Source organism: Brachybacterium sacelli (assembly GCF_017876545.1).
Taxonomy (GTDB): Bacteria; Actinomycetota; Actinomycetes; order Actinomycetales; family Dermabacteraceae; genus Brachybacterium; species Brachybacterium sacelli.
On the sequence record NZ_JAGIOD010000001.1, the window covers coordinates 2,246,526 to 2,268,940 of the forward strand.

Annotated in this window: 17 protein-coding genes and 1 tRNA gene; 9 read left to right on the forward strand and 9 right to left on the reverse strand. The window is 71.1% G+C overall.

The features are described from left to right. Positions 1-45 precede the first annotated feature (45 nt). Genes fdnG through nrfD form a run of 3 tightly spaced genes read left to right on the forward strand, consistent with a single transcriptional unit; the run spans position 46 to position 5,452 of the window. Positions 46-3,342 (forward strand): formate dehydrogenase-N subunit alpha, encoded by a 3,297-nt coding sequence (gene fdnG / locus JOF43_RS10105; protein ID WP_245354078.1) that lies wholly within the window; start codon positions 46-48, stop codon positions 3,340-3,342. Then, positions 3,339-4,340: a 4Fe-4S dicluster domain-containing protein gene (locus tag JOF43_RS10110; protein ID WP_209901690.1), complete on the forward strand. Its 1,002-nt coding sequence runs from the start codon at positions 3,339-3,341 to the stop codon at positions 4,338-4,340. Before fdnG ends, JOF43_RS10110 begins: the two co-directional genes overlap by 4 nt. Next, on the forward strand, positions 4,337-5,452 hold the full coding sequence (nrfD, locus tag JOF43_RS10115; RefSeq protein ID WP_209901692.1) for an NrfD/PsrC family molybdoenzyme membrane anchor subunit: 1,116 nt from the start codon (positions 4,337-4,339) through the stop codon (positions 5,450-5,452). The genes JOF43_RS10110 and nrfD overlap by 4 nt, the downstream gene beginning before the upstream one ends. A gap of 24 nt (positions 5,453-5,476) precedes the next feature. On the opposite strand, the gene selD is transcribed toward nrfD, so the two are convergent. Then, positions 5,477-6,490, reverse strand: coding sequence for a selenide, water dikinase SelD (gene selD, locus JOF43_RS10120; protein WP_209901694.1), 1,014 nt, complete (start codon positions 6,488-6,490; stop codon positions 5,477-5,479). Between the two features lie 136 nt (positions 6,491-6,626). On the opposite strand from selD, the gene JOF43_RS10125 reads away from it, so the two are divergent. The 3 genes from JOF43_RS10125 to selB all read left to right on the forward strand — a co-directional run bounded on the left by JOF43_RS10125 (position 6,627) and on the right by selB (position 9,888). Beyond that, a tRNA-Sec gene (locus tag JOF43_RS10125) sits at positions 6,627-6,718 on the forward strand. A gap of 30 nt (positions 6,719-6,748) precedes the next feature. Then, entirely contained in the window at positions 6,749-8,104 is a 1,356-nt protein-coding gene (selA, locus tag JOF43_RS10130) for an L-seryl-tRNA(Sec) selenium transferase (protein ID WP_342592136.1), read from the forward strand. Continuing rightward, positions 8,101-9,888 carry a selenocysteine-specific translation elongation factor gene (selB, locus tag JOF43_RS10135; protein ID WP_209901696.1) on the forward strand — a complete coding sequence of 596 codons (1,788 nt, stop codon included), beginning with the start codon at positions 8,101-8,103 and terminating at the stop codon, positions 9,886-9,888. The genes selA and selB overlap by 4 nt, the downstream gene beginning before the upstream one ends. A 23-nt stretch (positions 9,889-9,911) precedes the next feature. Here selB and JOF43_RS10140 read toward each other — a convergent pair whose 3' ends face one another. After that, a complete protein-coding gene (locus JOF43_RS10140) occupies positions 9,912-10,391 on the reverse strand; it encodes a hypothetical protein (protein WP_209901698.1) in 480 nt (159 codons plus the stop codon). Between the two features lie 174 nt (positions 10,392-10,565). On the opposite strand from JOF43_RS10140, the gene JOF43_RS10145 reads away from it, so the two are divergent. Next, positions 10,566-11,876, forward strand: coding sequence for a WXG100 family type VII secretion target (locus tag JOF43_RS10145; protein ID WP_209901699.1), 1,311 nt, complete (start codon positions 10,566-10,568; stop codon positions 11,874-11,876). Positions 11,877-11,906: 30 nt separating this feature from the next. Here the strand turns inward: JOF43_RS10145 and valS are convergent, their stop codons facing one another. Next, positions 11,907-14,582 (reverse strand): valine--tRNA ligase, encoded by a 2,676-nt coding sequence (gene valS / locus JOF43_RS10150; RefSeq protein WP_209901701.1) that lies wholly within the window; start codon positions 14,580-14,582, stop codon positions 11,907-11,909. A 94-nt stretch (positions 14,583-14,676) separates the two neighbouring features. On the opposite strand from valS, the gene JOF43_RS10155 reads away from it, so the two are divergent. After that, positions 14,677-15,435: a metallophosphoesterase family protein gene (locus tag JOF43_RS10155; protein WP_209901703.1), complete on the forward strand. Its 759-nt coding sequence runs from the start codon at positions 14,677-14,679 to the stop codon at positions 15,433-15,435. A 60-nt stretch (positions 15,436-15,495) separates the two neighbouring features. On the opposite strand, the gene lplAB is transcribed toward JOF43_RS10155, so the two are convergent. The 5 genes from lplAB to JOF43_RS10180 all read right to left on the reverse strand — a co-directional run bounded on the left by lplAB (position 15,496) and on the right by JOF43_RS10180 (position 20,239). Beyond that, positions 15,496-16,554, reverse strand: coding sequence for a lipoate-protein ligase LplAB (gene lplAB, locus JOF43_RS10160; protein ID WP_209903240.1), 1,059 nt, complete (start codon positions 16,552-16,554; stop codon positions 15,496-15,498). A gap of 100 nt (positions 16,555-16,654) precedes the next feature. Beyond that, positions 16,655-17,671 (reverse strand): ABC transporter ATP-binding protein, encoded by a 1,017-nt coding sequence (locus tag JOF43_RS10165; protein ID WP_209901705.1) that lies wholly within the window; start codon positions 17,669-17,671, stop codon positions 16,655-16,657. Next, positions 17,668-18,528 (reverse strand): ABC transporter permease, encoded by an 861-nt coding sequence (locus tag JOF43_RS10170; protein WP_342592137.1) that lies wholly within the window; start codon positions 18,526-18,528, stop codon positions 17,668-17,670. Before JOF43_RS10170 ends, JOF43_RS10165 begins: the two co-directional genes overlap by 4 nt. After that, the gene (locus JOF43_RS10175) at positions 18,521-19,315 is read right to left on the reverse strand and encodes an ABC transporter permease (RefSeq protein WP_209901707.1); all 795 of its coding nucleotides are present in this window, start codon (positions 19,313-19,315) and stop codon (positions 18,521-18,523) included. The genes JOF43_RS10170 and JOF43_RS10175 overlap by 8 nt, the downstream gene beginning before the upstream one ends. Positions 19,316-19,465: 150 nt before the next feature. Next, positions 19,466-20,239, reverse strand: a complete 774-nt coding sequence (locus JOF43_RS10180; protein ID WP_209901709.1) for a hypothetical protein — start codon at positions 20,237-20,239, stop codon at positions 19,466-19,468. Between the two features lie 106 nt (positions 20,240-20,345). Here JOF43_RS10180 and JOF43_RS10185 point away from each other — a divergent pair, with 106 nt between their 5' ends. Further along, positions 20,346-21,695 carry an IS256 family transposase gene (locus tag JOF43_RS10185; RefSeq protein ID WP_209898137.1) on the forward strand — a complete coding sequence of 450 codons (1,350 nt, stop codon included), beginning with the start codon at positions 20,346-20,348 and terminating at the stop codon, positions 21,693-21,695. On the opposite strand, the gene JOF43_RS10190 is transcribed toward JOF43_RS10185, so the two are convergent. Beyond that, positions 21,679-22,308 carry a DUF222 domain-containing protein gene (locus tag JOF43_RS10190; protein WP_209901711.1) on the reverse strand — a complete coding sequence of 210 codons (630 nt, stop codon included), beginning with the start codon at positions 22,306-22,308 and terminating at the stop codon, positions 21,679-21,681. The two genes, JOF43_RS10185 and JOF43_RS10190, sit on opposite strands and share 17 nt — an antisense overlap. Between the last annotated feature and the right edge of the window lie 107 nt (positions 22,309-22,415).

Here is a 22,415-nt window from a genome sequence, read left to right on the forward strand (position 1 = left end):
GTCGACCCTCCACGTCGGCCCGGGCGCGCTGGTAAGGTGCGTCACATGGCACGTGGACAGTTCCTGCAGTGGCCGGTCCTCCGGCAGCTGCGCGGAGCGGACCCGACCGGGCGCGGCACCGCCGTCACGTCCGAGCGGACCCGCGAGACCACCTCGCGCACCGCCACCGCCGACGGCGTCGCCCAGAGCATCTGCCCCTACTGCGCCGTCGGCTGCGCCCAGCGCGTCTTCCACCGCGACGGCCGCGTCGTCCACATCGAGGGCGATCCCGACTCGCCGGTCTCGCGCGGGCGCCTGTGCCCCAAGGGAGCGGCGAGCGAACAGCTCGCGAACACCCCGCTGCGCCGCACGAGCGTGCTCTACCGCCGGCCCCACGGCACCGACTGGGAGCCGCTCGAGCTCGACACCGCGCTCGACATGATCGCCGACCGTTTCCTCGAGGCGCGCCGCAACCACTGGCAGGACACCGATGAGCACGGCCGTCCGCTCCGGCGCACCATGGGGATCGCCAGCCTCGGCGGCGCCACCATCGACAACGAGGAGAACTACCTCCTCAAGAAGTTCTTCACCGCCGCGGGCGCGATCCAGATGGAGAACCAGGCCCGCATATGACACTCCGCCACGGTTCCCGGTCTGGGGACCTCGTTCGGACGCGGCGGTGCCACGCAGTCCCTCCAGGACATGGCCAACGCCGACTGCATCGTCATCCAGGGCTCGAACATGGCCGAGGCGCACCCCGTGGGCTTCCAGTGGGTGATGGAGGCGAAGAAGCGCGGTGCCCGCGTGATTCACGTGGACCCGCGATTCACCCGCACCTCGGCGAACGCCGACCGGCACCTCGCGCTGCGCGGCGGTACCGACATCGCCCTGCTCGGCGGCGTGATCCGGTACATCCTCGAGAACGATCTCTGGTTCGAGGAGTACGTCAAGCTCTTCACCAACGCCTCCTCCCTGGTGGGCGAGGAGTACGGCGACCCGGAGGACCTCGAGGGGCTGTTCTCGGGGTACGACCCGGAGACCGCCACCTATGACGACGGCACCTGGGCGTACGCGGGCGACCCCGAGCACCTGGCGCGAGGGCTCCCCGAGCGGGACGAGACCCTGCGGCACCCTCGCACCGTGTTCCAGGTGCTCCGCCGTCACTACGCGCGCTACACGCCGGAGATGGTGCAGGAGACCTGCGGCATCTCCGCCGAGGAGTTCGAGTACCTCGCCTCCTCGATCGTCGAGAACTCGGGCCGCGAGCGCACCACCTGCTTCGCCTACGCCCTGGGCTGGACCCAGCACGTCGGCGGCGCCCAGATGATCCGCACCGCGGGCGTCCTCCAGCTGCTGCTGGGCAACGTCGGCCGCCCGGGCGGCGGTGTCATGGCGCTGCGCGGGCACGCCACCATCCAGGGCTCCACCGACATCCCCACGCTCTACCACATCCTGCCCGGCTACCTGCCGATGCCGAAGGTCGGCCAGGACGACTTCCGGGAGTACGCGCGACTGATCGGGAAGTCCGAGCAGAAGGGCTTCTGGGCGGATTCGGAGGTCTATGCGGTGAACCTGCTCAAGGCGTGGTGGGGCGAGGCGGCGACGCCCGAGAACGACTTCCTCTACGACTACCTTCCCCGCCTCACCGGCGCCCACGGCACGTACCAGACGGTGATGCGGATGCTCGAGGACGGTGTCGACGGGTTTTTCCTGTTCGGGCAGAATCCGGCGGTGGGCTCGGCGAACGGACGCATGCAGCGCCTGGCGATGTCGCATCTGAAGTGGATGGTCGTGCGTGACTTCTCGCTGATCGAGTCCGCCACCTGGTGGAAGGACGGCCCCGAGATCGAGTCCGGCGAGCTGCGCAGCGAGGACATCGCCACCGAGATGTTCTTCCTGCCGGCGGCGAACCACACCGAGAAGTCGGGCTCCTTCACCCAGACCCAGCGCCTGGTCCAGTGGCGTGACAAGGCGGTGGACCCGCCGGGCGATGCCCAGAGCGACCTGCAGTTCGCCGTCGAGCTGGGCCTGCGGGTCCGGGAACGCCTGGCGGACTCGACGGATCCACGGGACCGCCCGATCCTCGACCTCACCTGGGACTACCCGGCCGACGAGGACGGCGAGGTCGAGGCCGAGGCGGTGCTCGCCGAGATCAACGGTCATCACCTCCGCGGAGAGCGGGCCGGGCAGCCGCTGAACGGTTTCGCCGAGATGGAGAGCGACGGCTCGACCGCGGGCGGCTGCTGGATCTACTCCGGGGTGTACGCCGACGGCGTGAACCAGGCCCGGCGCCGTACCCCCGGGGCGGAGCAGGACGAGATCGCCGCGGAGTGGGGATGGGCCTGGCCCGCGAACCGCCGGATCCTGTACAACCGGGCCTCGGCCGACGCCGAGGGCCGGCCCTGGAGCGAGCGCAAGAAGCTCGTGTGGTGGGACGAGGCCCGGGGGGCCTGGACGGGGCACGACATCCCGGATTTCCCGGTGACCAAACGTCCCGATGACCCGGGGGACCCGACCCGGGGTGGCGTGGCCGCCCTGGCCGGCACCGACGCGTTCACCATGCAGGCCGACGGCCGCGGCTGGCTCTTCGCCCCCAGCGGCATGGTCGACGGACCGCTGCCGACGCACTACGAAGGGCCTGAGTCCACGGTGCCCAACCCGCTGTACCCCGTCCAAGCCAACCCCACGCGGGTGACCTTCACCGACCCGAACAACCTGCAGTCGCCCGGTGCCACCTCGCCACTGGGCCAGGTGTACCCCCACGTGTTCACCACGTACCGCATCACCGAGCACCACACCGCGGGCGGTATGAGCCGCTTCCTGCCCTACCTCTCCGAGCTGCAGCCCGAGATGTACGTCGAAGTGTCCCCGGAGCTCGCCGAGGAGGTGGGCCTCGTCCCGTACGGATGGGCCACGATCATCTCGGCCCGCTCCGCCATCGAGGCCAAGGTGCTCATCACGCGCCGGATGAAGCCCCTGCGGATCGGCGGCCGCACCCTCCATCAGGTCGGCATGCCCTTCCACTTCGGCCGCGGCACGGACGCCGTCGTCGAGGGCGACAGCGCCAACGACCTGATCGGCATGATGCTGGATGCGAACACGCAGATCCAGAACAGCAAGAACAACGACTGCGCGATCATCCCCGGGCGCCGTCCCCGCGGCGCTGCCCGGCTGGACCTGGTCGCCGAGTACCGGCGACGGGCGGGGCTGGTCCCGGAACAGGACGCACCGGTGGATGGTGGTCTGGGCGCTCCCGGACCGGGTCCGGCCCAGGAGCACTCCGCTCACCAGATGCGCGGGCCCGAGGAGGCCAGCGCGATGCCCACGGGGGAGTCGTCGATCAAGGAGATGAGGAACCGATGAGCCTGCTCGCCGGACCGCACGGACCCGCCGCCTCCTCCGGCTGGGGGCCCGAGCACGAGCACGAGCGCAAGGGCTTCTTCACCGACACCTCGATCTGCATCGGCTGCAAGGCCTGTGAGGTGGCGTGCAAGGAGTGGAACCGCAATCCCGTCGACGGCGACCTGGAGATCCTCGGCTCGAGCTACGACAACACCGGCTCGCTGGGCGCGAACACCTGGCGTCACGTCGCCTTCGTCGAGCAGGAGCAGGACCGTATCGAACAGGCCCGGGAATCCGGCCGTCAGCTGGTCAGCCTCGGCATGCCCACCGTCGGGCCGAGGCCCCCGCGCGGCGAGACGCCCGCAGGGGACCTCAGCGACACCGATCGCACCCCGCCGCAGACCCCGGAGTTCCGCTGGCTGATGTCCTCGGACGTGTGCAAGCACTGCACCAACGCCGGCTGCCTCGACGTGTGCCCCACCGGCGCGATCTTCCGCTCCGAGTTCGGTTCCGTCGTGGTCCAGGACGACGTCTGCAACGGCTGCGGCACCTGCGTGGCGGCCTGCCCCTTCGGCGTCATCGAGCGGCGCGACGACGGCACCGTCTCGGCGAAGGTGGAGCGTGACGAGGAGGTGCCGCACGCCGGGACCGCCAACAAGTGCACGCTGTGCTACGACCGCCTGGTCGACGGGGACGAGCCCGCCTGCTCGGCCACCTGCCCCACCCAGTCGATCCGCTTCGGGGACCACGAGGACCTGGTCGCCGATGCCGAGGACCGCGTGCGGACCCTCCACGACCAGGGCATGACCGAGGCCCGCCTGTACGGGGCGAATCCGAAGGACGGCGTCGGCGGCACCGGGTCGGTCTTCCTGCTGCTGGACGAGCCGGAGGTCTACGGGCTCCCTCCGGATCCTCAGGTGCCCACCAAGGAGCTGCCCCAGATGTTCGCGCGGGCCGGGATCGCGGCGGCCGGCATGCTCGCGGCGACCGCCCTCGCCTTCCTGGGAGGCCGCCGGTGAGCATCACCCCCTTCGATGCCGACCGCCCGCCCGAAGAGCCCCGGCGACCCCGTTCCGGCACCGGTCGCACCCGCCGACGACGCCGCACCCTGGGGCGGCTCGGCAGCACCGACGGGGGGCGCGAGCAGGCCGTCGTCGAGGACGTCGAGGTCGACCCCCACGACTCGTACTACGGCCGGCCCGTGGTCAAGGCGCCGCCGTGGCGCGGCCCGATCGCCGTGTACCTCTTCCTCGGCGGCCTCGCGGGCGGATCCGGGATGCTCGCCACCGGCGCTCAGCTCACCGGTCGGCCGACGCTGCGGCGCAACTCCCGGTTCGTGGCGCTGGGCGCGCTGGGCGTCGGCACCGTCGCGCTGATCGAGGACCTCGGCCGCCCCGAGCGGTTCCTGCACATGATGCGCACCGTCAAGGTCACCTCGCCGATGAGCCTGGGCACCTGGATCCTCACCGGCTTCGGGGCCGCCTCGGGCATGGTCGCAGCGGTGGAGGCCGACCACCTCACGGGCCGGCGGATCCCGCTGGGCCGCCTGCGTCCGCTGCTGCGCGCCACGGAGACCCCCGCGGCGCTCGCCCAGGCCACCCTCGGCTCGGTCCTCGCCTCCTACACCGGTGCCCTGCTCGGGGACACGGCGGTCCCCACCTGGGCCGCCTCCCGCAAGCACCTCTCGACGCTGTTCGTCTCCTCGGCCTCCCTCGCCGCGGGAGGCGCCGCGATGGTCACCGCCCCGGTGGCCGAATCGCGCCCTGCCCGGCTGCTCGCGGCCGCCGGCGTGGTCGGCGACGTGACGTCGATGCGCGCGATGAAGGCCTCGATGCATCCCCTCGAGGCCGAGCCGCTCGAGATCGGCCGGCCCGGCACCCTGCTGCGGTGGGCGGAGCGGCTGGCCGTCGCGGGAGGGATCGGCGCGGTGCTCGGCGGGCGCAGCCGTGTGGTCTCCGCGGCGAGCGGGGCCGTCCTGCTGACCGCCTCCGCGCTCACCCGCTTCGGCGTGCTCGAGGCGGGGCTGGAGTCCGTGAAGGACCCGCGACGTGTCATCGAGCCGCAGAGGGCCCGCCTGGCCGCTCGGCGGGCAGGCGGACGGACCGACGACTCGATCACCACCGTCGGCTGACCGCGACCGGTCGCGGCGGGCCGCTCAGCGCACTTCGATGCCGGATCCCTCGACGGTCTCGCCGATGATCGGGTGACCGGGGACCTCGCCGACCACCAGCAGTCCACCGGAGGTCTGCGCATCGGCCAGCAGCAGCAGATCGTCCTGGGTGATGCCGGCTCCCGCTCGTACATGGTCCCGGACCCAGTCGAGGTTCCGTCGGGTCCCGCCGGAGACGTACCCGTCCCGCAGCGCCTCGGCGGCCCCGTCGATCAGCGGCACGGCCCCGCGCTCGAGGACCGCACCGACCCCGGAGGCCCGGGTCATCTTGTGCAGGTGGCCCAGCAGCCCGAAGCCCGTCACGTCGGTCGCGGCCCGCGCCCCGGCCGACAGCGCGGCCCGCGCCGCGTCGCGGTTCAGCGCGGTCATGGTCTCCACGGCGGCTGCCGAGACCTCACCGGTGGATTTCATCCGGTTGTTCAGCAGTCCCACCCCGAGCGGCTTGGTCAGCGTCAGCGGGAGGCCGGGGCGCGCCGCATCGTTGCGCAGCAGCCGGTCCGGGTCCGCGGTGCCGGTGACGGCCATGCCGTACTTCGGCTCCGGATCGTCGACGGAATGGCCGCCGACGACGGGGACACCCGCCTGCTGCGCGACGGCGAGACCGCCGGCGAGCACCTGCCGCAGCAGCTCGAGGGGCAGCACGCCCCGCGGCCACCCCACCAGGTTGATCGCCACGACCGGATCCCCGCCCATCGCGTAGATGTCCGAGAGGGCGTTGGCGGCGGCGATGCGCCCCCAGTCGTACGGGTCATCGACCACCGGGGTGAAGAAGTCCGCGGTCGAGAGCACGGCGGTGCCCTCGGAGATCCGCACCGCGGCGGCGTCGTCCCCGTCCTCCAGCCCCACGATCACGGAGTCGTCCTCCTGCCCGGCCAGGGCGCTGACCACCTCCTCGAGCTCACCCGGCGGGATCTTGGAGGCGCAGCCGCCGCCGTGGGCCATCGTCGTCAGACGGATCGCCGGTGTGCTCGGGACCGGGGTGATCGGGGAGTCGCTCATGGACCGAGCCTACGAGGTCCTTCCCGAATCCGCAGGTGGGACGGTGGTATGTGGGCGGACAGTCGGATAGTCTCGGAACCGTTGCCGGTTCGAGGTGCTCCTTCCGAGATCGCCATGGCCGGCACCATTGATGCATGGAGGCGTACGCGTCCTGGTGGGCGCCCCGGTCTTCAAAACCGGTGAGACCGAGCATCTCGGTCTGGCGGGTTCGATTCCCGTCCGCCTCCGCCGACTCCGCGCCGCCCGAGGAGGTTCGCCGTGATCCAGGAACCGGAGGGCCAGGACGCGACCGGGGATCCGCGGCGCCGCATCCCGCGCACGGATGACCTGCTCGCCCATCCGCAGGTCGCCCGCGCGAGCGGCACCCTGAGCGACCGGGTCGTGCGCGACCTCGTCCATGCCGCACAGGACCGCGCCCGGGCCGGCGAGATCAGCCCCGAGCAGGTGCTCGACGAGGTCCTCACCGCCCTCGGGGAGCGCTGCGCCTCCTCGCTGCGCCCGGTGCTGAACGCGACCGGTGTCATCGTCCACACCAACCTCGGCCGCGCCCCGCTGTCCACCGCTGCCCGGGCCGCGCTGCAGGACGCCGCGGGCTGCACCGACGTCGAGTTCGACCTGGCCACCGGGGCTCGCGCCCGCCGCGGCGCCGGCGCCCGGGCAGCGCTGCTGGCGGCATGTCCCGCCGCGGAGGACGCCCTCGTGGTCACCAACGGCGCCGCCGCCCTCGTGCTGGCCACCACCGCTCTGGCCGGCACCGGCGAGGTGGTGCTCGGCCGCGGCGAGATGATCGAGATCGGGGCCGGGTTCCGTCTGCCCGATCTCATCACCTCCACCGGGGCCGTACTCCACGAGGTCGGCACCACCAACCGCACGCACCTGGCCGACTACGAGCAGGCGCTCGGGCCCAACACCGGCTGCGTGCTGCGGATCCACACCAGCAACTACCGCATCATCGGCTTCACCAGCGAGGTCCCTCTCGCCCAGCTCGCCGGGCCGTGCCGCACCGCGGGCATCCCTCTGGTCGCCGATCTCGGCAGCGGCCTGCTCGCCCCCGAGCCGCGCCTGCCCGCGGAACCCGATGCCGATACCGCCCTGCGCGCTGGCGCGGACCTCGTCCTCGCCAGCGGCGACAAGCTCCTCGGCGGGCCCCAGGCCGGCATCCTGCTGGGCAGCTCCGAGCTCATCTCCCGCCTCGCCCGCCATCCTCTGGCCCGCGCGGTCCGCGCGGACAAGCTCACCCTGGCCGCTCTCGAGGCCACCGTCACCGGCCCCGCCCCGCCCGTGCTCACGGCCCTGCGCCTCGACGCGGAGGAGCTGCGCGAGCGCACCGTCCGCCTCGCCGAGCGGACGGGCGGACGGCTCGTCGAGCACGACGGTCGCGTCGGCGGCGGGGGAGGGGCCGAGGTGCCGCTGCCCGGCTGGGCCGTCGCCCTCGAGCCCGAGCTCGCCGGAGAGCTGCGCACGGGCGAGCACGCGGTCGTGGCCACGGTGCGCGAGGACGCCTGCCTGCTCGATCTGCGGTGCATCTCCGAGGAGGAGGACGACACCGTGATCGCCGCCGTCGAAGCGGCCCGCGCCCACGTCGCGTCCCCGCGCCCGGAGCCGCCGCGATGAAGCAGGTGGTCGCGACCGCCGGGCACGTCGACCATGGCAAGTCCACCCTGATCCATGCACTGACCGGCACCGACCCGGACCGTCTGGGCGAGGAGAAGCAGCGGGGGCTGACCATCGAGCTCGGGTTCGCCTGGATGGAGCTGCCGTCCGGCGAGGTGTCCTTCGTCGACGTCCCCGGGCACGAGCGGTTCCTGGGCACCATGCTGGCCGGTCTCGGCCCCTCTCCGCTCGTGTGCTTCGTGATCGCGGCCGACGAGGGCTGGTGCGCCCAGTCCGGCGACCACCGTGACGCTCTCGCCGCTCTCGGCCTCGACCAGGGTCTGCTCGTGATCACCCGCACCGACCTCGCCCCCGGGCGAGCGGACACCGTTCTCGCCGAGGCTCGCGCCGAACTGGCCGGGACCGGTCTCGCCGACGCCCCGGCCGTCGCCGTCTCCGCCGTGACGGGTGACGGGCTCCCGGCGCTGTGCGCCCTGCTCGACGAGGTCGTGCGCCGCGCCCCGGAGCCCTCCGCTGCACAGCGGGTACGGCTGTGGGTGGACCGCTCCTTCACCATCGCCGGTGCCGGGACCGTGGTCACCGGGACGCTACCGGCCGGGACCCTCACCCGAGGAGACCCCCTGGAGCTGGCCGGAGCACGGCGCGGGCGAGACGCCGTGGTGCGCGGCCTGCAGACCCGCGGCGGGCCGGTGGGCTCGCTCGGCCCGGTCAGCCGCGCCGCGGTGAACCTGCGAGGGACCCCCGCCGAGGACATCGGGCGTGGGGATGCTCTGCTCACCCCGGGGGCGTGGGAGCTCTGCGGGGTGCTCGACGTGCGCCGCGCGAGCGGGGAGGGGTACGACGACACGCCGGCGCAGCTCATGGTCCATGTCGGCACCGCCGCCGTCCCGGCGCGGGTGCGACCGCTGGGCGCCGACCACGCGCGCCTCACCCTGGACCGGCCGCTCCCGCTGGCGGTCGGGGATCGTCTGGTCCTGCGAACCACCAGCAGCAGAGCGGTGCGCGGTGGTGCGCTGGTCCTCGACGTCGACCCGCCGAGCCTCGATCGCCGAGGCGACGGCCACCGGCGGGCGCTCACGCTCGAGGCGATGCCACCGGAGGGAGACGTCCGCACCGAGGTGGCCCGCCGCAGGGCGATGCGCGAGAACGCCTTGGTCCGCGCCGGGATCGCCGTCCCCGCCCCGCTCCCGTCACCAGTGCAGCGCCGCGGCGAGTGGCTCGTGGACACCTCCGCGCTGCAGGCCTGGTCGCGTCGTCTGCGTGAAGTCGTCGTCGCGGATCGGGAGGCCGACCCGCTGTCACCGGGTCTGCCGCGCAAGGCCGCCGTCGACGCCCTCGACCTCCCCGATCCTGCCCTGCTGGATGCGGTCGTCGACGCCGCCGGGCTGCACCGGGGCGAGGGACGCGTGCGCGAGGCGGCCGAGACCGGTCCCCTGGGCGAGGCCGAGCCCGCGGTGCGCCGGCTCGAGCAGAGCCTCGGAGAACATCCCTTCGAGGCTCCCGAGGCCGATCACCTCCTCGCCCTGGGTCTGGGACCGCGTGAGCTCGCCGCCGCCGCCCGGCAGGGCCGGCTGCTGCGCCTTCCCGGGGAGGTGATCCTGCTCCCCACGGCACCGGCCCTGGCCATGCGAGAGCTCGCCCGCCTGCCGCAGCCGTTCACGACCTCGCAGGCCCGCCAGGCGCTGAGCACCACCCGGCGCATCGCGATCCCCCTGCTCGAGCACCTCGACGCCCGCGGCTGGACCCGCCGTCCCGACCCGGGGCACCGGGAGGTCGTGCGCTGAGCCGGACCGTCTGCGCGGTCCGGTCAGCGGTGCCCGTCGAGCCAGGCGCGGTGCCCGGCCAGCAGCGCGTTCTGCGCCGCGGAATGGTCCGGGGCGCCCATCAGCGAGACCGGTGAGGTCCGCGATTCCCACAGCGCGTGCACCTCTCGGTGCGATCCGTCGCGCAGCTGCACGATCGCCACGCAGCGGGGGTCACCCGCGGGAGGAGGGAGCAGCCGATGGACCTGGTCCCAGCGCAGGGAGCGCGTCGCGCCGAGGAAGCCGGACCAGGTGGCGCCGTGTTCGTCGACCCGCAGACGGGACCGTCTGGCTCCCCACAGCACGAACGCCCCGCCCCCGAGGGCGAGCAGGGCCGGCAGGAACAGGGCGAGGAAGCCCGGGGCCTGCAGGACGATCGACAGCACGATCGCCGTGATCCCCGCTCCGACGCCGATCAGCATCACCATCGGCCCGACGATCACGGTGTTGACGCGCGATCCGGTGCCGCGGATGGTCTGCTGCATGGGGCCTCCTGCGACGCGTGCACGGGTGAATCGGGATCCGGGACCCGGAGGCGCTGCGCGACCGGTCCGCGAGGACCACCCTATGGGTAGTCCTCCCCATGGGCACGACGGCGCGATCGCCGTACTCTGATCTCCACGTCAGGGGCAGCGGAGTAACGGACGAGGGGAGCGGTCGTGGCCGGGTTCTACGGAGGCGACACCGAGCAGATGCGCCGGCACGCCCAGGCGTGCACGCGCGGTGCGCAGAGACTGTCGGACCTAGTCTCGACCGCGCAGTCCGCGATCGACGGCGCCGCCTGGGAGGGTCCGGACGCCGACGCCTTCCGCGAGCGCTGGCACGGCACCGTCATGCCCGACCTGCTCGCGCGGGGCGAGGACGTGGACCACCGCGCTCGCGAGCTCGAGCAGCATGCCGAGCAGCAGGACCAGACCTCGGGCGGTGACGACGGCGGCTTCTTCGACATCATCGCCGACCTGCTGCCCGGCGGTCCGTTCGGCCCGCTGCTGCCGCTGCCCGCGTTCCCCGGTGATCCGCTGGGGCCGAGCCGAATCGATGCTCTCCAGCACCTGCTCGGCATAGGGTCCGTCCCCGGAGACGGCGAGGGGCCGTATTTCTACGGCGATGAGGAATACGGTCCCGGTGGCGCCGCCTCGGACTCCCGTCCGGTCGGGGCCCAGTCGGCCGGGGACTCCCACTGGGACGGTCGCGAGATCGAGAACGATGCCGGCTACGTCGACGGATACGCGAACACGCGAGCCAGCTACGGCGCCAACACCACGACGGACGCCGAGGGGAACACGACCCGCACGATCGGAGCCCGGGCCGGCGCCGAGATCGGGTACGAGGAACAGCTGAACCTGCCCGGCGGGTTCACGCTGGGATCCGACGGTCGCCTCGGGGCCGAGGCCTACAGCGAGGCGGGAGTGACCTACGGCCCGGACGGGTTCAGCGCCGGAGCGTCCGGCAGCGCCGGGGTCTACGGGGACATCAGCGCGACCCTGGCGGGGCCGTACGGGGCGAGCCAGACCATCGGAGCGAATGGTTACGCCGGTGCTGAAGCCCATGCGAACGCGTACTCGCACGTCACCCGCAACGAGGACGGTGACGTCAACGGCTGGACCTTCGGTGCCGATGCAGGTGCGTTCGCTGGTGCGAAGGCCGAGGCGGACTTCTCCGGGACCTCTCCCGGGGGATGGTTCAGCTCGTCGGCGTCCGCGGGCGTGGAAGCGGGCGCGGGCGTCGGCGGGAGCTTCGGCGGGACGGTCTCGACCGATGAGGTCGGCGTCGCCGTCGGCGGCGATGTCGCCGCCGCCCTGGGCGTCAACGCGGACCTCTCGTTCTCGGTCCACCCGAACGAGATCGTCAACGACATCACCCCCGGCGACTACGACCTCGACGACGCGATCGGCGACGCCTCGGGTGCGTTCGAGGGGGCGAAGGACGCCGTCGGCGATGCGGTCAGCGGCATGAACCCCTTCGACTGAACGCCCCCGGACCGGATCTCGGGTCCGTGCTCAGCCCTGGCTCCGGGGCTTCTTCACGGGCGGTTCGCCGAGCTCGACGTCCTCGGTGAGGATGTCCTCGCTCTCGCCCGCGCCCAGCTCGAGCGACTCGATCCGGCCCAGTGCGGTGAGATCCTCCGACGCCGCCTCGAGGTGGGCGAGCGTGGCCTGCGGGGCGAGGACCCTCACGTGGAGGATCGGGGTCTTCTGCGAGACCTTCGCATCGGACTTGATGCGCCGCACCGCGATCGCCGCCTGCGCGACCGAGTCCAGCAGGGATGCTTCCTGGCCGGCGGCGGCCTCGCGCAGCGGCCCCGCGACGGGCCAGGCCTGGGTGTGCACGCTGCCGCCGCGCCACCACGACCAGACCTCCTCGGTGGCGAACACGATCACCGGCGCGAACAGGCGCAGCAGCACCTCGAGGGAGATCGCGAGCGCCGCCCGGGCCGAGGCCGCCCCGGTCTCGCCGCTCGGCGAGTTGCCGTGGGCGCGTTCCTTGACCAGCTCGATGTAGTCGTCGCAGAAGGCCCAGAAGAAGGGCTCGGCGACCTCGAGGCTGCGGGCGTAGTCCATGTCGTCGAAGGCGGCCGTGGCCTGGTCGACGACCCGGGCGAGGTTCGCCAGCAGGGCACGGTCCAGCGGGTCGGTGACGGCCGACGGGTCCGCGGCCAGGCGACCGGCGGGATCAGCCGGAGCGGTGCCGAAACCGAGGGCGAACTTCGAGGCGTTGAGGATCTTGATCGCCAGCCGTCGGCCGATCTTCATCTGCCCCTCGTCGAAGGCGGTGTCCACGCCCTGGCGGGCCCGGCCCGCCCAGTAGCGCACCCCGTCGGAGCCGTGCTGGTGCAGCAGCCCGATCGGGGTGACCACGTTGCCCTTGGACTTCGACATCTTCTTGCGGTCCGGATCCAGGATCCAGCCGTTGATCGAGGCATGCTTCCACGGCAGCGAATCCTGCTGCAGGTGGGAGCGCACGATCGTGGAGAACAGCCAGGTGCGGATGATGTCGTGGCCCTGCGGGCGCAGATCCATCGGATACACCTTGGAGAAGAGCCCGTCCGATTCTGCCTCGGAGTTCCAGCCGCCCGCGAGCTGCGGGGTCAGCGAGGACGTGCCCCAGGTGTCGAGGATGTCGGGATCGGCGACGAAGCCACCGGGCACCCCGCGCTGGGCCTCGCTGTAGCCGGCGGGCACGTCGATCGTCGGGTCGATCGGGAGGGACTCGACGGGCGGGGTGAGCACGGTGTCGTAGTCGGTCTCGCCCTCGGCGTCCACGGCGTACCAGAGCGGGAACGGCACGCCGAAGAAGCGCTGGCGGGAGATCAGCCAGTCACCGGAGAGCCCCTCGACCCAGTTGCGGTAGCGGGACTCCATGTAGGCGGGGTGCCAGATCAGCTCGCGTCCCCGCGCGATGAGCTCGTCGCGCAGACCGTCCTCGGACTGGTCGCGGCCGCCGTTGGTGAGGTACCACTGGCGCGAGGTGACGAACTCCAGCGGCTTGTCGCCGTTCTCGTAGAACTTCACCGGGTGGGAGATCTTCTCGGGCTCCCCGACCAGGTCGCCTGACTCGGTCACCATCTCCACCACGCGCTTCTGCGCGCTGAACACGGTCAGACCCACTAGTTCCTCGTAGTGGGCCCGGCCCTCGTCGGTGGCGATCCAGGGCGCCTCGGCCAGGAAGCGGCCGTCGCGACCCACCACGGAGCGGGTGGGCAGCTCCAGCTCGCGCCACCAGATCACGTCGTTCGAGTCGCCGAAGGTGCAGATCATGGCGATGCCTGCGCCCTTGTCGGCCTGGGCGAGGGGGTGGGCCTTCACCGGCACCTCGACGCCGAACAGGGGAGAGGTGACGGTGCTGCCGAACAGGTCCTGGTAGCGCTCGTCCTCGGGGTGGGCCACGAGGGCCACGCAGGCGGGCAGCAGCTCAGGGCGGGTGGTCTCGATGAACACCTTCTCGCCGGTGCCGTCGGTCTTCGTGAAGCCGAGGCGGTGGTAGGCGGCGTCGCGATCGCGATCCTCCTGCTCGGCCTGGGCCACCGCGGTGCGGTAGGTGACGTCCCACATCGTGGGGGCCTCCGCCTGGTACGCCTGTCCCTGCTCGAGGTTCTCGAGGAAAGCGCGCTGGGAGGTCGCGCGGGAGTGCGCGTTGATGGTCTGGTAGCTGTGGTTCCAATCGACCGACAGGCCCAGCGTGCGGAAGACCTCCTCGAAGGACTTCTCGTCGATCTCGGTGAGGCGCTCGCACAGCTCGATGAAGTTGCGCCGCGAGATCGGCTTCTGGTTCGCAGCCTTGGCGGACTTGTTGTCGCCGCCCTCCTGTGGGGGCGTGAAGTCCTCCTCGTAGGGCAGCGACGGGTCGCAGCGCACTCCGAAGTAGTTCTGCACCCGGCGCTCGGTGGGCAGGCCGTTGTCGTCCCAACCCAGCGGGTAGAACACGTTCTTGCCGCGCATCCGCTGGTAGCGGGCGATCATGTCGACCTGCGAGTAGCCGAACACGTGGCCGACGTGCAGCGAGCCCGACGCGGTCGGGGGCGGGGTGTCGATGCTGAAGACCTGCTCGCGCGTGGTGTCGTCGTCGAAGGCGTAGAGCTGCTGCTCGCTCCATACACCGTCCCACTTCTCCTCGAGACCCTCGAGCGAGGGACGATCGGGGAGGGCGTGGTCAGGGCGCGGTGCGGTATCGGTCATGGGGTCATTGTTCCAGGTCTGCGCGGCAGTGCAATGCGGACGCCGGCAGTGTGAGCGCCCTCGCGCCGACCGTGCCGCGTCGTACGGTGGGGCGATGGAACGCCAGCGCCTCGCCGTCGTCTCCGACGTGCACGGGAACCTCACAGCCTACGAGGCGGTGCTCGCCGACATCGCCGAACGCGGCATCACCCGCGTGATCAACCTCGGGGACGTGGTGGGAAAGGGGCCGCGCGGTGCTGCGTGCACGGCCCTGACCCGGGAGCGCTGCGAGGCCGCGGTGCGCGGGAACTGGGAGGTGTTCGTCGCCGGCCAGGGCGAGCCCGACGGTGAGGGGCAGGCCTGGTGGCGCTCGGAGCTCTCGGTCGAGGACCGCCGGTGGTTGATCGGCGTGCCAGGCAGCCTGGATCTGGAATTCTCCGGCCGACGCGTGCGGCTGCTCCACGCCTCGCCGATCGACGAGTTCACCCGCGTGCACCGCGAGCCGGACGAAGAGACCTTCGCGATGATGTTCGAGCCGACACCCTTCACCGGCGACGCAGGTCGGGCCGATGTCGTCGTCTACGGCGACATCCACGACTCCTACCTCGCGGCGCAGCCGGGGGCCACGCTCGTGAACGTCGGCAGCGTGGGCAATCCGCTGGACGAGCCGACGCCGTCCTACGCGATCCTCGAGGGCGTCGCCGGTGGGGAGGCCGCCGCCCCCTTCGGGGTGCAGTTCGTGCGCGTCCCCTATGACATCGAGGCCGAGATCGCGGTGGCCCGGCAGCTCGGCATGCCCGAGGCCGAGGCCTGGGCGATCGAACTGCGCACCGGCATCTACCGCGGCCGCCACGAGGCGCTCGGACTGCGCTGAGAGTCTGGCGGCGCGAGGGCCAGGCGTGGAGCCCTCGGCAGGGCGAGTCCCCGTCTCCTCTCATGGCACCCGGTTGGTCCACTCCTCGGTCCCGAACTTCGTCTCCACCAGCTCACGGGCCATCGACAGCTCGTCCTCGGTGTAGGTCGACTCCTCGGTGTCGTACCGGGCGCGGAAGTGGTCCAGGAATCCCTCGATGATCTGCTCGCGGGCCAATCCCGTCTGGGAGCGCATCGGGTCCACGCGCTTGTTCGCGCTGCGGGTGCCCTTGTCCGAGAGCTTCTCCTTGCCGATCCGCAGCACCTCGCCCATCTTGTCCGCGTCGATGTCGTAGGACATGGTCACGTGGTGCAGCAGCACGCCGCCGGCGAAACGACGCTGGGCGGCGCCGCCGATCTTCCCCTGCTCGGAGGCGATGTCGTTCAGCGGCACGTAGCGCGCCTTCACCCCGATCTCCGCGAGCGCTCCCATCACCCAGTCGTCCAGGTAGGCGTAGGCCTGCTCGAAGCTGAGCCCCTCGACCAGCGAGGTGGGCACCACCAGGGAGTAGGTGATGCAGTTGCCCTGCTCCATGAACATCGCGCCGCCGCCGGTGATCCGACGCACCACACCGATGCCGTGCTTCCGCGCGCCCTCGGCATCGATCTCGTTGCGCACCGACTGGTAGGAGCCGATCACCACGAGCGAGGAGTCCCAGTCCCAGATCCGGAAGTGGGGGCGGCGCCTGCCGGCGATCACCTCGAGGGGCAGCACCTCGTCGAGGGCGACGTGCATCACCGGCGGCAGCGTGACGGCCGGGATCACGTCGAAGGTGAGGTCCTCCCAGCTGGAGGCGTGTCCGAGCGCCCGGCGGGTCGCGATCGCGATCGCCTCGGCGTCGAAACCGATCATCTCGACGGGATCCGGTCGGGCCTCGAGCCGATCGGTGATCGAGGCGGCCAGCTCCGCGGCGGTGGCCTCGGTCGACATCCCCTCCAGGGCGGCGCCCAGATCCTCCAGCGCGTCGTCGGGCTCGAGGAAGAAGTCGCCGAACACGTGGGGTGCGGCGATCCGGCCGTCCCGGGTGGTCAGCTCCACCGAGACCAGTTTGCCGCCGCGGACCTTGTACTCGCCATGCATCGTCGTGCTGTCCTCGCGCGTATCCATGTCCTCATCATCTCGCACGCGGAAGCTCACCGGGGAGGAGGGGAGCACGGTGGGGTGCTCCGCTCCTGCATGCTCAGTCGATCCCGCCGCGGGCGTAGATCTGCCGCACCAGGTCCTCGACCGCGGGTTCGCTCAGTGCGAGGTCACGCACCGTGGTCTGGGCGTTGATCGCCGCCAGCAGGACGGGCACGGTCAGCTCCGCTCCCGAGAAGCGGATCCGGTGGCGGATCCCCTCGGCCTCCACGGCCGCAGTCTCGGCGGAGCCCGGCAGGGTGAGGGCGGCGACCGGTTCGGCGAGGTCGACCAGCAGTTCGCGAGGCGCCCCGAGGTGCTCGCGGAACGAGTCCAACTCTCCGTCGTAGGCGACCGTCCCGGCGTTGACCACGACGATCCGGTCGCACAGTCGCTCCACGTCTCCCATGTCGTGCGTGGTCAGGAAGAGGGTGGTGCCGCGCTCGGCGCGATCGGTGCGCAGGAATCGACGCAATCCCTCCTTGGAGACCATGTCCAACCCGATCGTCGGCTCGTCGAGCACCACGAGGTCGGGGGAGTGCAGGAGTGCCGCGGCGACCTCCCCGCGCATCCGCTGCCCGAGCGAGAGCTGCCGCACCGGACGGCCCAGGAAGCTGCTCAGGTCGAGGCCGTCGACCAGACGATCCAGGCGGGCCTCCCGCTGCCGCTGCGTGAGGCGGTGCATCGCGGCGAGGATCGTGTAGCTCTCGCGCAGGGGCAGGTCCCACCACAGCTGGGAGCGCTGACCGAAGACGACTCCGATCTCGCGGGCCAGGTGGCGCCGTTCCGGGACGGGGTCGCGACCCAGCACCCGCAGACCCCCGGACGTCGGCCGCAGGATGCCCGTCATCATCTTGATGGTCGTGGACTTGCCGGCGCCGTTCGCCCCGACGAAGCCCACGGTCTCGCCGCGGGAGATGGTCAGGGACACGTCGTCCACCGCTCGCACGATCTGGCGGCGGCGCCGACGCGAGCCGGCCAGGGGCGAGCGCACCACGTAGTCGCGGCGCAGGGAGGTCAGCTCGATGGCCGCCGCGGACGCGGTCGAGGACGTAGGGCGTGTTTCGGGCGTGGTCATCCGCCGGCTCCTGTGTATCTGCGGACCCCCGCGCGCCAGAGCGCCCCGGCGACGATCCAGGCGAGGACCGCGGCGGGCAGCCCGCACCAGCCGGCCCAGGCGGGGACCAGCTGGGGACCGGGCAGGTCGAGCAGCGCGAGAGTGGGGGCGTAGGCGATCAGCGTCGCCGGGACGACGAAGGTGAAGAAGGCGCGCAGGGGCAGGGCGAACACCGCTCCCGGCGTGGTGGCGACGTAGTTGCCGCCGTAGGTGAAGGCACTGGCGAACTCGCGACCGTCGACGAGCCAGAACTGGAGGGCACCGGCCATCGTGAACAGGGCGCCGAAGATCAGAGCACCCGCGAGCGGGGCGAGGGCCGCGAGCGCCAGCGTGGCGGGAGTGGGCTGGAAGCCGGCGATTGCGAGAGCGGTCACGTACATCGCCAGCCCGACGACGATCCGTCCGATGCGCCGCAACGACAGGTCAAGGCTCGAGATCTGCAGGAGCACGGGCACCGGACGGATCAGGAGGGTCTCGAGCTTGCCGGACTTGATCGCGGTCGAGAGCCCGTCGATCTCCCCGAAGAAGAGGTCCGCCATCCCGAAGGCCAGTGCGCCCAGGCCGTAGACCACCGCGACCTGAGGAAGGGTCATCCCACCCAGGGTGCTGACCTGCGAGAGGATCACCCACAGCTCGAGGAACTCCGTGCCGACGATGAGCACCTGCCCTGCGAGGTCGGCGGCGAAGCTGGCACGGAAGGTGGCCTGGGAACGGATCCGCGAACCGTACAGGGTGGCGACCATGCGGGCAGCCGTGACCGGACGATCTGCCCGGTCGGTGCGGTCGGTGCGGCGCGGGGCGCGGGAGGAGTCAGCCACCCTGCACCTCCACGCTCCGCACGCCCGCCCGCAGCATCAGCTGGGCCGCGAGCGTGAGCACCGCGAGCCAGACCACCTGGGTGAAGACCAGGGGGAGGGCTTCGGCCGGAGGGACGCGGCCCGAGAGGGTGTCGATGGGGGTCTGGATCATCGAGGGGAACGGGGTGGCACGGGCGATGGTCAGCAGCCAGTCCGGGAACCACAGGATCGGGATCAGGAAACCCGAGAGCAGGTTCATGACCGCGTTGTAGACGACGGTCAGGCCCCGGGTCTCCAGCAGCCAGAAAGCGGCGAGATTGACCATCATGTCGCCGAGGAAGGCCACCGTGATCGCCAGCAGGAGCGAGACGGCGCCCAGCAGGTAGGAGAGGGGATCATCGGGCAGGGCGAGGCCCGTCACGAGCGCCCCCACGGCCAAGGGAGGGACGCCGCGCCCCATCAGGAGGAAGCTGGAGCGGCCGAGCTTCTGGGCGTAGTAGAGGCCGAGGAACGCGGTGGGCCGCAGCAGGTCGACAGCCACGTCGCCCTGATGGACCCGCTGGGAGACCTCGCGGGTGCCGAAGGCCTCGATGGGGGCGAGCAAAGCCTGCCCGAGCCACACGTAGGTCGCGGCCTGGGCGACGGTGTACCCGCTGAGTTCGCCGCCGGCGGTCGTGATCGCAGCGATCATGATGGACGCGCGGATGAGGCCGAAAATGGTGTTGGTGAAGACCCCGGCGGCCGTCGCCATGCGGTAGGTCGAGTACTGACGGAAGGACGCCGTGGCGATCGACCAGTACGTAGGCACTCGCGCGATCTTAACGACATGTGGGACGGGCCACAAGATGACGAGCGGCATTGACGTGCCCGGGTCTGTGCGGCGTGGGGTCGGGGGATGTGCCGGGCAGGTCTGGCCGGGCAGGTCTGGCCGGGCCTGGTCGGGCCGGGTCTGGTGGGGTTAGAAGGGTGGGTCGGTGGGGTGGCACCGGTCGGCGTTGTTCTCGTGGTGGTGGGGGTCCTCGCCGGTGGTGAGGGGGTCTTCGGGGCCGCCTTCGCGGAGGAACTGGTCGATCTGGCCGGTGCGTTCGTAGGCGTCGATGTCCAGTAGCCATTGGTAGTGGTCCCACGCCTCGCTCAAGGCTTTCGCGATGGTGGGAGTCAGCAGGTCGCGGCGGGGCGCGAGAGTGATCCGGGCGCGTTCGGGCACCCCGATACTCCACGTCGTCGAACCATCGGCGTGGCGGACGGGGTCGATCTGTTTCGCGGTCTTGGTCTCGTGGTGTCCGAAGTCCATGCGGTGGAGGTTGTCGATGCTGGTGGGCCCGCCCCGGGCGGGGTGGGCGTGGTCGAACTCCTCGATATGGTCGTTCTGCCCGACACGACTGGTGCTGCGGGAACAGCCGGGCGCAGCACAGACCGGGTCCCGCACTCTGAGGTGTTCGACCATGGCAGCGGTGGGGCGGTACTGGTCGGCCGGCACCGGGAGGAACTGCCCGCTGGTGGGGTCGGTCAGGATCCGGTACCAGGTCTTCTGTCCGGCCGCGAGGCGGCGAGCCATCTGTGCCGGCAGCGGTGTCACCCCGTCGTAGGTGGCCGGCGCGTCATCGAGGCCCATCAACGTCAACACCGGCACGACCACGTTGATGCGGTGGGCGGGTTCCGGGACCTCGATCCCGCCGGTCTCGAGCAGGGTGCGGTGGACGATCGCGTACTGCAGAGCTTTCAACGACATCGTGGTGTGGTTCCGGGCCACGTCGCCGTCGAGGTCGAACGGGACCGGCGGGCGTGTCAGATGGTCTGTGTAAGCCGTACCGAGAGGAACGGTAAGAATCATGACCATGACCGATGAGAAGCAGCAGCCGAGTGACGAGCCCTCGGGCCAGGACCTGGTCGAGCAGCTGAAGGCCTCGGGACAGCTCGATGCCCTGTTCGAGCAGATCGATGACGGAAATGTCGAACTCACTGGTGACGGTGGATTCGTGCCAGCACTGGTCAAGGCCGCGCTCGAGCGGGGCCTCCAGGCAGAGCTGACCAGCCATCTGGGTTATGAGAAGGGCTCCGCGCGGGCGTCGGAGCACGCCAACTCGCGCAATGGGAAGACACCGAAGACGGTCGCCTCCGAGGTCGGGCCGATCGAGTTGGACATCCCCCGCGACCGGGGCGGGTCGTTCATCCCGCGCCTGGTCCCCACGGGCCAGCGGCGCCTCGGTGGGCTCGATGACATGATCATCAGCCTCTACGCGGGTGGGATGACGATCCGCGATATCCAGCACCACCTTGCCTCCACGATCGGCACGGACCTGTCTCACGAGACGATCAGCAACATCACCGATGCCGTCAGCGAGGAGGTCCTGGCCTGGCAGTCACGGCCGTTGGAGGAGTTCTATCCGGTGATCTACCTCGACGCGATCCGGATCAAGATCCGGGAGAACAACCAGGTGATCAACCGCGCCGCCTACATCGCCGTCGGAGTGGATCTCGAGGGGATCAAGCACGTGCTGGGGATCTGGGTCCAGGACACCGAGGGATCGGCGTTCTGGGCCCACGTCTGCGCGGACCTCGCCAACCGGGGCGTGAGGGACGTGCTGATCGTGTGCTGCGACGGGCTGAAAGGCCTCCCCGAGGCGATCGAGGCGACCTGGCCGGACTCGATGGTCCAAACCTGCGTGGTCCACCTGATCCGAGCCTCGATGCGGTTCGTCGCCTACCAGGACCGCAAGAAAGTCGCCGCTGCGCTCAAGCCGATCTACACCGCGCCCAGCGAGGACGTCGCCCGGCAGGCGCTGGCCGAGTTCGAAGCCTCCGACCTCGGACAGAAGTACCCCTCAACCGCTGCGACCTGGGCAAACTCGTGGGAGCGGTTCATTCCGTTCCTGCAGTTCCCGCCGATGCTCCGCAAGGTCATCTACACGACCAACAGCATCGAGTCGCTGAACTTCCAACTACGGAAGGTGACCAAGAACCGCGGCCACTTCCCCTCCACGGACGCGGCGGTGAAGCTGCTCTGGCTAGCGATCTGCAACATCGAAGACAAACGCGCTGCCGAACGCGCTCGGGACCACGGCAAGCCCGCCGGCCAGCGCAAAGCCCAGGGCCGACTCGTCGAGGGCCAGATCGTCACGAACTGGAATCAAGCCCTCGCCCAACTCGCCGCGGCCTACCCCGACCGAATCAACCCCTACCTGTGACCACCCCGCTTACACAAACAAATTGACAGGCCCGGACCGGCGCCCCGGTCTCCAGGGCGTGACGCTGCTGGGTCTGGACCGCGCGAGAGGCCGCCTCCAACCGGGCCGCCAGGGAATGGATCTCGGGGATCGGCCCGGTGATCCGCAGGCACGCGATCCCGTCGTCATGACCGGACAGTTCCACCGCCACGTCGCGGGCAGCTTCGGGACTCGGCCGGGCACCGCGGGCATCGAACCAGGCCCGCAGCAGGCGCAGTTCGTCGAGGAACCGGTCGGCGGGGATCGAGGCCAGGTCCCAGCCCGCGACGAGCTCATCGATCTGCTCACGCTGGTAGGGCGAGAGATCGCGGACGGCCCGCACCAGTTTCTCGAACCAGTCCACCGGCATGTCTCCACCGGCCAAACGGGCGAAGGTCCGGGGCAGATCGGTCACGGCCAGATGCGCATCCCGCACGAGGTAGGCGACCTTGCTGGTCGTGGTCCGTAACGCGATCGCGACCGCGAGATCGGCTTCCTGGCGTTCCTCGACCAGATCCGGGTCATCCCGATCGACCCAGAACATCGCCACCTGCGCCCACAACGCTGCCCGCGCCGTCGACGCAGCACGCTGCATCTGCAACAACCGCCCCACCGCGGCCGCATCCGCCGACCCCGCCTCAAGCTTCCCCCGCCGAGCCGCGGACTCCGCCGTCAACACCGACCGCGCCCGCACCCGCCGAG

Bases quoted from the DNA above. Each gene is read 5' to 3' on its own strand.
- JOF43_RS10140 (WP_209901698.1), bottom strand. From the start codon at position 10,391: ATGCAGCAGACCATCCGCGGCACCGGATCGCGCGTCAACACCGTGATC.
- lplAB (WP_209903240.1), bottom strand. From the start codon at position 16,554: ATGCATGGCGAGTACAAGGTCCGCGGCGGCAAACTGGTCTCGGTGGAG.
- JOF43_RS10155 (WP_209901703.1), top strand. From the start codon at position 14,677: ATGGAACGCCAGCGCCTCGCCGTCGTCTCCGACGTGCACGGGAACCTC.
- JOF43_RS10110 (WP_209901690.1), top strand. From the start codon at position 3,339: ATGAGCCTGCTCGCCGGACCGCACGGACCCGCCGCCTCCTCCGGCTGG.
- selB (WP_209901696.1), top strand. From the start codon at position 8,101: ATGAAGCAGGTGGTCGCGACCGCCGGGCACGTCGACCATGGCAAGTCC.
- valS (WP_209901701.1), bottom strand. From the start codon at position 14,582: ATGACCGATACCGCACCGCGCCCTGACCACGCCCTCCCCGATCGTCCC.
- selD (WP_209901694.1), bottom strand. From the start codon at position 6,490: ATGAGCGACTCCCCGATCACCCCGGTCCCGAGCACACCGGCGATCCGT.
- JOF43_RS10185 (WP_209898137.1), top strand. From the start codon at position 20,346: ATGACCGATGAGAAGCAGCAGCCGAGTGACGAGCCCTCGGGCCAGGAC.
- JOF43_RS10165 (WP_209901705.1), bottom strand. From the start codon at position 17,671: ATGACCACGCCCGAAACACGCCCTACGTCCTCGACCGCGTCCGCGGCG.
- JOF43_RS10190 (WP_209901711.1), bottom strand. From the start codon at position 22,308: ATGCAGCGTGCTGCGTCGACGGCGCGGGCAGCGTTGTGGGCGCAGGTG.
- JOF43_RS10180 (WP_209901709.1), bottom strand. From the start codon at position 20,239: ATGTCGTTGAAAGCTCTGCAGTACGCGATCGTCCACCGCACCCTGCTC.